The sequence below is a fragment of the uncultured Nevskia sp. genome (genome assembly GCF_903885465.1).
Lineage (GTDB): Bacteria > Pseudomonadota > Gammaproteobacteria > Nevskiales > Nevskiaceae > Nevskia.
Genome location: NZ_CAISIQ010000498.1, coordinates 1 through 10094 on the forward strand (window position 1 = coordinate 1; position 10094 = coordinate 10094).

10 protein-coding genes and 1 pseudogene are annotated in these 10094 nt (G+C 63.8%); 7 read left to right on the forward strand and 4 right to left on the reverse strand.

Annotated elements, in window-relative coordinates; all coding sequences use genetic code 11:
• The 6 genes and pseudogenes from QZY06_RS19215 to QZY06_RS19240 form a co-directional block, all read left to right on the forward strand.
• A pseudogene (locus QZY06_RS19215) lies at nucleotides 1-432 on the forward strand (AarF/ABC1/UbiB kinase family protein); the annotation flags it as partial.
• 48 nt (nucleotides 433-480) lie between these two features.
• Complete coding sequence (locus tag QZY06_RS19220) at nucleotides 481-972, forward strand: DUF2505 domain-containing protein (RefSeq protein ID WP_295687147.1); 492 nt, start codon at nucleotides 481-483, stop codon at nucleotides 970-972.
• A 32-nt stretch (nucleotides 973-1004) separates the two neighbouring features.
• Complete coding sequence (locus QZY06_RS19225) at nucleotides 1005-1220, forward strand: DUF2970 domain-containing protein (RefSeq protein WP_295687149.1); 216 nt, start codon at nucleotides 1005-1007, stop codon at nucleotides 1218-1220.
• A gap of 14 nt (nucleotides 1221-1234) precedes the next feature.
• Nucleotides 1235-2539, forward strand: coding sequence for an ATP-binding protein (locus tag QZY06_RS19230; RefSeq protein ID WP_295687152.1), 1305 nt, complete (start codon nucleotides 1235-1237; stop codon nucleotides 2537-2539).
• A gap of 101 nt (nucleotides 2540-2640) precedes the next feature.
• Nucleotides 2641-3591, forward strand: a complete 951-nt coding sequence (locus QZY06_RS19235; protein ID WP_295687155.1) for an amino acid ABC transporter permease — start codon at nucleotides 2641-2643, stop codon at nucleotides 3589-3591.
• Nucleotides 3591-4337, forward strand: a complete 747-nt coding sequence (locus tag QZY06_RS19240; RefSeq protein ID WP_367275682.1) for an amino acid ABC transporter ATP-binding protein — start codon at nucleotides 3591-3593, stop codon at nucleotides 4335-4337. Before QZY06_RS19235 ends, QZY06_RS19240 begins: the two co-directional genes overlap by 1 nt.
• A 77-nt stretch (nucleotides 4338-4414) precedes the next feature.
• On the opposite strand, the gene QZY06_RS19245 is transcribed toward QZY06_RS19240, so the two are convergent.
• Complete coding sequence (locus tag QZY06_RS19245) at nucleotides 4415-4936, reverse strand: hypothetical protein (protein WP_295687159.1); 522 nt, start codon at nucleotides 4934-4936, stop codon at nucleotides 4415-4417.
• Nucleotides 4937-5217: 281 nt separating this feature from the next.
• Here QZY06_RS19245 and QZY06_RS19250 point away from each other — a divergent pair, with 281 nt between their 5' ends.
• Nucleotides 5218-5700: a hypothetical protein gene (locus QZY06_RS19250; RefSeq protein WP_295687161.1), complete on the forward strand. Its 483-nt coding sequence runs from the start codon at nucleotides 5218-5220 to the stop codon at nucleotides 5698-5700.
• Between the two features lie 115 nt (nucleotides 5701-5815).
• On the opposite strand, the gene nuoN is transcribed toward QZY06_RS19250, so the two are convergent.
• From nuoN to QZY06_RS19265, 3 genes are all read right to left on the reverse strand, one after another.
• Nucleotides 5816-7261 (reverse strand): NADH-quinone oxidoreductase subunit NuoN, encoded by a 1446-nt coding sequence (nuoN, locus tag QZY06_RS19255; protein WP_295687163.1) that lies wholly within the window; start codon nucleotides 7259-7261, stop codon nucleotides 5816-5818.
• Nucleotides 7258-8814 (reverse strand): NADH-quinone oxidoreductase subunit M, encoded by a 1557-nt coding sequence (nuoM, locus tag QZY06_RS19260; protein ID WP_295687166.1) that lies wholly within the window; start codon nucleotides 8812-8814, stop codon nucleotides 7258-7260. The genes nuoN and nuoM overlap by 4 nt, the downstream gene beginning before the upstream one ends.
• Nucleotides 8811-10094 (reverse strand): NADH-quinone oxidoreductase subunit L (locus QZY06_RS19265; RefSeq protein WP_295687168.1); only part of this gene is annotated, 1284 nt, incomplete at its 5' end. The genes nuoM and QZY06_RS19265, both read right to left, overlap by 4 nt.

Consider the following 10094-nt stretch of genomic DNA (forward strand, 5'->3'; position numbering starts at 1 on the left):
CGCAGCTTCATCGATGCCTACGCCGATGTCGTGGCCGGTGCCTCGCTGCACGATCGCGTGCGCACGCTGAAGGGCGCGGTCGACATCGGCATGATGCAGGCGAATTTTCCCGACGCGGTGCAGAACGCCTTCGCCGAGATGTGCGAGCTGATCACCGAGCCATTCAATACGCCGGACGATCCGACCACGCCACCGGAACTGCTGACTGCGAACGGCGACTATCGTTGGGGTCAGAGCCGGCTGCCGATGCGGGTGGCCAACATCGCGGCGCGCAATGCGTTGTCGCGCTACTTTCGCGTACCGCCGCGCGAGATCGCGTTCCTGCATCGTCGCCTGGCCGGCGTGTTCATCATGCTGGCGACACTGGATGCCGAGCTGAAAACCCGGGCGCCGCTGTTCAAGGCGCTGGGCATCGCTGACGAAGCGGTCTGAGTACCGCAGCTGCTGACCTACAACTATTCCTTACGAGTCGAGACGCCCATGAAATTCGAAGACAGCCATCGCCTGAACAAGCCGGCCGCATCGGTGTTGAAGATGTATTCGGACCGCAAGTACTTCGACAAGAAGTACGCGACGCTTGCCGGCGTCAAGGATTTCGAGATCCTCGAATGCGAGACCGCCGGCAACAAGTTCCGGATCAAGCATCGCTCGCAGCAGAAGTCCGATACCAGCTCGCTGCCGGACTTCGCGCGCAAGTTCCTCGCCGAATACAACACGGTGATCCAGCAGGACACCTGGGATCTGGCCAGCGGCGTCGGCCGTCTGGAAATCGAGATCAAGGGCGTGCCGATCAAGATCAGCGCCGACATGAAAGTGTCCGGCACGCCGAACGCGACCAACGCCTTCAACTGGAACGTCAGCTGCGGCATTCCGCTGCTCGGCGGCAAGCTGGAGAAATTCATCGCCGAGGACATCAAGACCAAGTCCGCCGAGGACGCCGTGCTGTCGAACAAGCTGCTGGCGGACTATTGATCGCGATGCCCGAGCCCGATAACAAGCCGCCCGTGAGCTCGGCTGGGGCCAAAGCGCCGAGTCTGCTCGACACGATTTTCAGCGTACTGGCTTCGTTCTTCGGCGTGCAGAGCGAGAAGAACCGGGTGCGTGACTTCTCGGCCGGCAAGCCGGTCGTGTTCATCGCCGTGGCGATCGTGCTGACCCTGGTCCTGGTGCTGAGCCTGTGGGGCATCGTCCAGCTGTTGCTGAAGAACGCTGGCGCCTGACCTAGGAGCAGCGAATGCGCCGCCATTCCCTGCAGGGCAAGCTCGCGGCGGTACTCGGGCTTGCCGTTGCGGCCGGCATCGCGCTCGGCGTGCTGCTCGGCCGCGGCTTCGATGATGTCTGGACCGCCGGCGCCGTCGCGCTGCTGATCGCGCTGCCGTTCGTGCTCGGCCTGGCGCGCTGGCTGATCGAGCCGGTGGCGCTGCTGCTGCGCGGCTTGACCGGTCTCGTCGACAGCTATCGCGATGGCGATTTCAGCATCTCGCTGGCCACCGATCGTCGCGATGAACTCGGCGATCTGACCGCTGCCCACAACCAGCTCGGCAGTACCTTGCGCGAGCAACGACAAGGCCTGGTGCAGCGCGAATTGCTGCTCGACACCGTGGTCCAGAACACGCCGGTGGCGCTGGTGCTGACCGATGCCGGCAACCGCGTGGCCTACGCCAATCTCGCCGCGCGGCATCTGTTCAACGAGGGCCGCGCCATGAACGGCCATGACTTCACGGTGATCCTGGACAGCTGCCCGGAAGCGCTGCGGACGACCGTCGCCAGCGGTGAGGACGCGCTGTTCGGTGTCGAGATCGAGGGTGCCGAGGAGATGTATCACGCCTCCGGCCGGGCGTTCCGTCTGGCCAGCCAGCCGCATCGCCTGCTGCTGCTGCGGCGCATGACTCGCGAACTGTCGCGCCAGGAAGTGGCGACCTGGAAGAAGCTGATCCGGGTGATCAGCCACGAGCTGAACAACTCGCTGGCGCCGATTTCCTCGCTGGCCCATTCCGGTGCCGAGCTGGCGCGGCGCGGTGATCTGGCGCGGGTCGGCAGCGTGTTCGGCTCGATCGGTGAACGCGCCAGGCATCTGCATGGCTTCATCGACGGCTACGCCACTTTCGCCAAGCTGCCGACGCCGCGGTTGGAGAAGGTCGGCTGGCGTGACTTCGTCGACAGCCTGAAGGAGCACGGCCCGTTCGTGATCGATGGTTCCGTGCCGGACGGCCAGGGCCGCTTCGATCGCGCCCAGCTCGAGCAGGTGCTGATAAATCTGCTGCGCAACGCCCACGAGTCCGGCAGCCCGGCTGAGGCGGTCAGCCTGTCGGTGCAGCAGGTCGGGGCTGATTGGCGCATCGAGGTTCGCGACGCCGGCCCGGGCATGAGCGAGCAGGTGCTGGCCAACGCGCTGCTGCCGTTCTATTCGACCAAGCGCAGCGGCACCGGTCTGGGCCTGGCGCTGGCGCGCGAGATCATCGAAGCGCATGGCGGGCGGATCACCCTCGGCAATCGCGAAGGCGGTGGCTTGCGGGTGACGCTGAGCCTGCCGGACTAGTCCTGCGTTTTCTTAACAGTCCAGTCCAAAACCGGTATCGTCCGGACGACCCTTTTCTTCCCCAATCCCGGCTTCGGCACGGGATGTGCCTTCCTCCCGCAATGCCGAATTCGACTTCCCGCTGGTTGTGGCACGGACTGGCCGTTGCGGTGCTCGCCGTGTTCGGCGCGTCGCTGTACATCGCCAGCAAGCGCATCGACTACACCTGGCGCTGGGAGCGCATCCCGCAATACCTGATCTCGACCGAAGGCGAGGAGCAGAAAGCGCCGTTCGATGGTTTCGTCGCGGTATCCGAAGATGGCAAGCAGCTGTCGATGACCGCGCTTCGCAGCTCCGAGACCACGAGCTTCACCGACTTCAGCCGCGTGCTGGTCGGCAATGGCGATCTGGTTTTCGAGGGCGATGTGCTCGCCAAGAAAGATCAGCTGGGCCCCGGCCCGTTGCTGATCGGTCTGTGGCTGACCTTGAAGATCTCCGCCCTGTCGCTGGTCTTCGCGCTGGTGCTCGGGCTCGTGGTCGGCCTCGGCCGGGTGTCGAAGAACCCGGCGGCGCGCGATCTCGCTGCGTTCTATGTCGAAGTGATCCGCGGCACGCCGCTGCTGGTGCAGATCTTCATCGTCTATTTCTTCATCGGCACCGTGTTGCAGCTGTCGGCCTTCGCGGCTGGCGTGGTGGCGCTGTCGGTGTTCACCGGCGCCTACGTGGCCGAGATCGTCCGCGCCGGCATCGAAGCGGTGCCGAAAGGCCAGGTCGAAGCGGCGCAGAGCCTGGGCCTGTCCGGCTTCCAGACCATGCGCCACGTGATTCTGCCGCAGGCGACCCGGCGCGTGCTGCCGCCGCTGGCCGGTCAGTCGATCAACCTGATCAAGGATTCCTCGCTGGTCTCGGTGATGGCGCTGACCGATCTGACCAAGGCCGGCCGTGAAGTAGTCAGCTCGACCTTCAGCCCATTCGAGGTCTGGTTCGTCGTCGCCTTGATGTATCTGCTGCTGACCGGCGTGTTGTCGATCGCCGTGCGCCGGCTCGAAAAGCGCTTTGCCGCGCAAGGATGATGACCATGAGTACACCCGTCCTGATCGAAGCCCGCAGCATCGAGAAGCGTTATCCGAACGGTGTGCTCGGTCTGAAGCGCGCTTCGCTGTCGGTGCAAGCCGGCGAGGTGGTGGTGATCGTCGGGCCCAGTGGTTCGGGCAAGTCGACCTTGCTGCGAACCTTCAACGGCCTGGAGTCGATCACCGGCGGCGAGATCGTCGTCGATGGCCACGTGCTGCATCAGCGCAGCGCCGATCTGCGCAGCCTGCGGCAGCGGGTCGGCATGGTGTTCCAGCAGTTCAATCTGTTCCCGCATCTGACCGTGCTGGAAAACCTCAGCCTGGCGCCGGTCAAGGTGCTGAAGCTGTCGGCGGCGGCGGCGGATGAGCGGGCGAGGGCGCTGCTGGTGAAGGTCGGTCTCTCCGACAAGTGCGACTGCTATCCGTCGCAACTGTCCGGTGGTCAGCAGCAGCGGGTGGCGATCGCCCGCGCGCTGGCAATGCAGCCGGCGGTGATGCTGTTCGATGAACCGACCAGCGCGCTTGATCCGGAAATGGTCGGCGAAGTGCTGGAAGTGATGAAGCAGCTGGCGACTGAAGGCATGACCATGTGTGTGGTCACCCACGAGATGGGCTTTGCCCGCGCGGTGGCCGACCGGGTGATCTTCATGGATGCCGGCGAGATCCTTTGCGAGGATCCACCGAGCGCATTCTTCGATGCGCCGAAACACGAGCGCCTGAAGACTTTCCTGCGCCAGATTCTGTGAACCTGGATAGCGCCTCAGGCGAATCAGCGCGCTGATTCGCCTGAGGCGCCCATCACGCAACAATCATTGCGGCAGTCTTAGCGGAGGCGCAGACCGTCTAGACCCGGCAGCGAATTGGCGCTGCTGCGGGTTGACGGCGTGCTGACGTTGTACGCACTGGTCGGCAAGCCGGTCAACGCGAAGAAGGTGCCGTCGACGAGGGCGACGACTTCGATCACCAGCGGCTGAATCTTCGGATTCAACGGCTCGAGCAGCGGAACGGTCAGATTGTCGATCTTCTGATACAGCGGTTCCAGCGCGTCATAACCCTTGACGAACAAGGTTTCGGTGCCGGTGCCGATCTTCTCCAGCTTGGAGTTTTCGGTCAGGGTCACGGCGAAGCCGCTGACGCCATTGCGGAAAGCCAGAAAGCCATTGGTGGTGTTGCCGGCAGCGAAGGCCGGCAAGCCGCCGAGCAGGCCGCCCTGGAAGCGGTTGCTACCGGTCAGAAGGGTATCGAGCGCCTGCGGCACGCGCAGATTGCTGAGGTTGCCAACCGCCTGTGCCGATGCCGAACCAGCTGCCGCCAGCAGTGCCAGGGCCAAGAGGGAACGTTTCATTATTAGTGTCTCCTTGTGTGTGCAATTTTCCGTTGGGTGCAATCACGGTAGCGAGCGAGGCGTGCTACCGAACAGACGCGCGATTATTGCGCATGAAAGTCGGATGAAGGGGATTCAACAAGGTTTTGAGGAGGAAGCCCCGGAAGAAAGTGCGGGGGCATGGGGGATTGGCGTAACCTCGCTAGCCGGCATCAGTGTGAAAATTCCGTTCATTCTGATTCCGGATCACTCGCGGCCGCGGCCGCAACCACGAAAAACAAGTTTCAGATATGGAGAAGGCCATGAAACGTTCCCTGTTCACGCTGGCGTTGTTCGCGGTTGCGGGAAGCTATTCGGCACAGACCTTTGCAGCGCCCAACATCACCGGTGCGGTGGCAACCTTGCTGTCGGGCAATGCCCAGTATCCGGGCGGCGTGGCGGGCTCGACGCCATTCTTCTTTGCCGGCAACACCACGGAAGGCTTCGTCGCTGGTCGGAACGGCTTCAGCGGCTTCGCCGTGCTGGCGACCGCCGGTACTCCGCTGGAGATGCTGGGACTGACCGCCGAGAAGTCCTTCAACAAGACCTATGACGCGCTGCTGCCGACCTACATCGTGATCGACAAGTTCGCCAAGCCACTGGCAGCACCCGGCGCCGCGCTGACGCAGCCGGTTGCGGCGATCATCGTCAAAGGGGCGAATACGGTGTCTGTCGCACTGATTGGCAACGGAGCCGCTGCCGCAACCCCGGGCCTGCCCGGCCTCGCCGGACTCAAGATGCGCTAAGCGCCGTGACGAGCAGGTAGCGCTCCAGCATCCGGAAGCGGCTTAGAAAAAGCGGCGAACATCTCATCGATGTTCGCCGCTTTTTTGCTGACTGCCGTCGCCGGCAATCAAGCCATCAGTGCAGCCCGGCTGCCTGGATCGCGGCAATGAACGGCTGCGGATAGATGCCGAGCACCAGCATCAGCACGGCCAGCGCGACGACCATCGCGCCACCGGTGCCCTGGGCCCAAGCCAGCGGCGCCGAGTAGCGACGTACCCAGGGTGCGCGCAGATACAACTGCACCATCGCGCGCAGGTAGTAGTACAGGCCGACGGCGCTGCCGAAGACGACGGCACCGAGCAGCAACCACTGGCGCTTCTCGACACCGGCGGTGATCGCGTAGAACTTGCCGATGAAGCCAGCCGTCATCGGGATGCCGGCCAGCGACAGCAGGGCGATGGTCAGGATCGTCGACAGATACGGACGGCGCCAGAACAGGCCGCGGTAGTCCCAGAGCGTGTCGGCGTCGTGGTTCTTGTACGGGCTCGACATCAAGGTCACCACGCCGAACGCCGCAAGCGTCGTCACCACGTAGGTGAGCAGGTAGACGCCGACCGCTTCGGTCGCGAACTGGCCGGCGGCGATGAACGCGACCAGCAGATAGCCGAAGTGGGCGATCGACGAATACGCAAGCAGGCGCTTGATGTTGTCCTGCAAGAGCGCCAGCAGATTGCCGAGCACGATCGAGACGATCGCCAGCGCCGTCAGCACGTCGAGCAGCAGTTCGTAGTTGTAGGCCTTGGCTTCGATGAAGAAGCGCAGCAGCACCGCGAACACTGCGACCTTCGAGGCGGTGGCCAGGTAGGCGGCGACCGGTGCCGGCGCGCCTTCGTAGACGTCAGGCGTCCACAGATGGAACGGCGCCAGCGACAGCTTGAAGCCGATGCCGACCAGGATCATCGCGCCGCCGACCACCATCACCGTGTAGCCGCTGCCGCTGATCGCCGCGACTCGGGCACCGATGTCGCTGAACGCCAGCGCGCCGGTCTGCGAGTAGATCAGCGCCATGCCGAACAGGATGAACGCCGAAGCGGCGGCCGACAGCACCAGATACTTCATGCTCGCTTCGAGCGAACGGCGTTCCTTGACCAGATAGCCGATCAGGCCATACAGCGGCACGCTGAGCAGTTCCAGGCCGATGAAGAACGACGCAAAGTGCCGCGCGCAGACCAGCACCAGGCCGCCGAGCACCGACAGGTTCAGCAGCAGATAAACCTCTTCCTTGTTGCCGTCATAGCCTTCCATGTAGGCATGCGACAGGGTCGCGGTGGCCAGACCGGTGGCCAGCACCATCGCCATGTACAGGCAGGAATAGCTGTCGACGATCAGCAGTGGCGTGACGATCTGCGGCGACACGAAGTAGGCGACCACGCAGCCGATCAGCGCCAGATTCAGGCCGATCACTGAGAACGTCGCGTTCCACCAGTGGTGGCGCTTGATCGCGATCGCCGTCATCACCCAGACGACGGTTGCACTGGAGAACAGGATCGGCAGCAGGGCCAGCAGTTGTTGGCGGTTCATGGCTGCACCCCGATCATGGCGGTAGCCGACACCGGCAGGCCGGTGGCGTAGACCGCCTGGACGCCGGCCATCGTTGCCTTGGTCACGTCGAGGATCGGTTGCGGATAAAGACCCATGAACAGGATCAGCGCCATCAGGCTCAGCATGGTGGTCATTTCACGCGCATTGAGATCGCGCAGTTTTTCCTCGCTCTTCGGCGGGCCGAAGAACGCGCGCTGCATCATCATCAGCGAGTACACCGCCGCCAGGATCAGGCCCGAGGCCGAGACGATGGTGACCACCGGGTTGACCGGGAAGCTGCCGACCAGGATCAGGAACTCGCCGATGAAGTTGCCCAAGCCGGGCAGGCCGAGTGCGGCAGCCGAGAAGAACATCGCGATCGGCGGCAGGAACGGCAGCCGTGACCACAGGCCGCCCATCTCGCGCAGATCGCGGGTGTGCAGTCGCTCGTAGACTTCACCGCAGAGGATGAACAGCGCGCCGGCGGAAATGCCGTGCGCCAGCATCTGGATCACCACGCCCTGCAAGGATTGTTCGGTGCCGGAATAGATGCCGATCAGCACGAACCCCATGTGCGACACCGAGGTGTAGGCGACGAAGCGCTTCACATCGTGCTGCGACAGCGACAGCACCGCGCCGTAGATGACACCGGCCACGCCGAGCCACATCGCAAACGGGGCAATCTGGTGCGAAGCGTTCGGGAAGAACGGCACGCCGAAACGCAGGATGCCGTAGGCCGCGGTCTTCAGCAGGATGCCGGCGAGATCGACCGAACCGGCCGTCGGCGCCTGGGAGTGAGCATCGGGCAGCCAGGAATGCAGCGGCACCACCGGCATCTTCACCGCGAAGGCGACGAAGAAGCCGAGCATCAGCCACCACTCGAGCTGGGCCGACATCGCGCCGCTGCGGGTCCAGGTCAGCAGTTCCGGATAGCCGAAGGTCAGCACATCGGTGGCGGCGTAGTGCGCGAACACCAGTGCCAGGATCGCCAGCAACATCAGCAGGCCGGACGCCTGGGTGAAGATGAAAAACTTGGTCGCCGCGAAAACACGTCCCTTGCCGCCGGGGGCGTTGTGGCCCCAGAGCGCGATCAGGAAGTACATCGGCACCAGCATCATTTCCCAAAAGAAGAAGAACAGGAAAAGATCCATCGCCAGGAACACGCCGATGACGCCGGCCAGGTTCCACAGCAGGTTCAGATGGAAGAAGCCGACATTGCGCTGCACTTCATTCCACGAGCAGGCGATGGCGATGACGCCGATCAGGCCGGTAAGCACGATCAGCACCAGCGACAGGCCATCGAGCGCCAGATGGAAGCTGATGCCGAGGCGCGGAATCCAGTCGGCCCGGAACTCCTCGACCCAATGCGGATTGCTAGTGTTCAGCAGGGTCTGCGAGTAGTCGCCGGTGACCCACAGATAGAGCGAGATGGCGAGCACTGTCGACATCGTGATCAGGCCGACCCAGCGCGGGAAGCCGCGGCCGAAGCGTTCACCCTGCCAGCACAGGAAGCCGCCGATGAACGGAATCGCCAACAACCAGACGAGGATCATGACAGCACCACCAGGGCGATGATCAGCACGGCGCCGCCGGCCATGCTGGCGGCATACCAGCGAATCTGACCGGTCTGGGTGCGCGAGAACAGGCCATTGAGGGCGGTCAGGGGGATGGTGACGCTCATGACGGCAATGTCGAAGATATCGTTACGAGTGATGTGGACCAGGAACTTGAAGGGCTTCACGAACAAATGGTCGTACAGCCAGTCGAAACCGAAGGCGCTGAACCAGAACTTGGCGATCAGCTTGGCCGTCGGGTTCTTGCCGAGCCTGGTCACGAAGCGGCGCTCACCGAAGAACAGCGCGTAGCCGATGGCAACACCCAGCAGTGCGACTGCGCCGGACACCAGCGCGATGTTGGTGTGCACGCTGTGCTCGGCGTGATGGGTCGCCGGCAGCACTGCTTCGACCGGCGGATGGATGAAGCCACCGACCAGGGTCGACAGCACGATCAGCACCATCAGCGGAATGTTGTAAGCCAGGCCGTGACCGGCATGGACGTCGGCATGGCCGTGGTACTTGCCGAAGAAGGTGATGAAGATCAGCCGCGAGGTGTAGATCGAGGTCAGGAAGGCGCCGAACAGGGCGGCGAAGAACAGGCCCTGATGGCCGCCGGCCCAGGCGCCGATCAGGATCTCGTCCTTCGAGTAGAAGCCGGCCGTCAGATAGGGCAGGGCGGCGAGTGCCGAGCCGCCGATCACGAAGCTCCAGAACGCCAGCGGCAGCTTCTTGCGCAGGCCACCCATGTGAAAGATGTTCTGCTCGTGGTGGCAGCCGAGAATCACCGCGCCGGAGGCGAGGAACAGCAGCGCCTTGAAGAACGCGTGAGTCATCAGATGGAAGATCGCCGCCGACCAGGCCCCGGCACCGAGCGCCAGGAACATGTAGCCGATCTGGCTCATCGTCGAGTAGGCGAGCACCCGCTTGATGTCGGTCTGCACCATCGCCGTGAAGCCGGCGATCAACAGCGTCACGGCACCGGTCAGGCCGACCATCTGCAAGGCGAACGGCGACAGCTCGAACAGCGTGTGAGTACGGGCGATCAGGTAGACGCCGGCGGTGACCATGGTTGCCGCGTGGATCAGTGCGGAGACTGGCGTCGGGCCGGCCATCGCGTCCGGCAGCCAGGTCTGCAGCGGCAGCTGCGCCGACTTGCCGACCGCGCCACCGAGCATCAACAACGCAATCGCGGTGATCAGGTTCGGCTTGTCGGCGTAGTAGGCCGGAGCCGCCGCGAGGATCTGCTGGATATCCAGCGTGCCGAGATCGCGGAACAG

Excerpts from the sequence above, each read along its gene's own strand:
- QZY06_RS19240 (WP_367275682.1), top strand. The coding sequence starts at position 3,591 with ATGACCATGAGTACACCCGTCCTGATCGAAGCCCGCAGCATCGAGAAG.
- nuoM (WP_295687166.1), bottom strand. The coding sequence starts at position 8,814 with ATGATCCTCGTCTGGTTGTTGGCGATTCCGTTCATCGGCGGCTTCCTG.
- QZY06_RS19235 (WP_295687155.1), top strand. The coding sequence starts at position 2,641 with ATGCCGAATTCGACTTCCCGCTGGTTGTGGCACGGACTGGCCGTTGCG.
- QZY06_RS19220 (WP_295687147.1), top strand. The coding sequence starts at position 481 with ATGAAATTCGAAGACAGCCATCGCCTGAACAAGCCGGCCGCATCGGTG.
- QZY06_RS19250 (WP_295687161.1), top strand. The coding sequence starts at position 5,218 with ATGAAACGTTCCCTGTTCACGCTGGCGTTGTTCGCGGTTGCGGGAAGC.
- nuoN (WP_295687163.1), bottom strand. The coding sequence starts at position 7,261 with ATGAACCGCCAACAACTGCTGGCCCTGCTGCCGATCCTGTTCTCCAGT.
- QZY06_RS19245 (WP_295687159.1), bottom strand. The coding sequence starts at position 4,936 with ATGAAACGTTCCCTCTTGGCCCTGGCACTGCTGGCGGCAGCTGGTTCG.
- QZY06_RS19230 (WP_295687152.1), top strand. The coding sequence starts at position 1,235 with ATGCGCCGCCATTCCCTGCAGGGCAAGCTCGCGGCGGTACTCGGGCTT.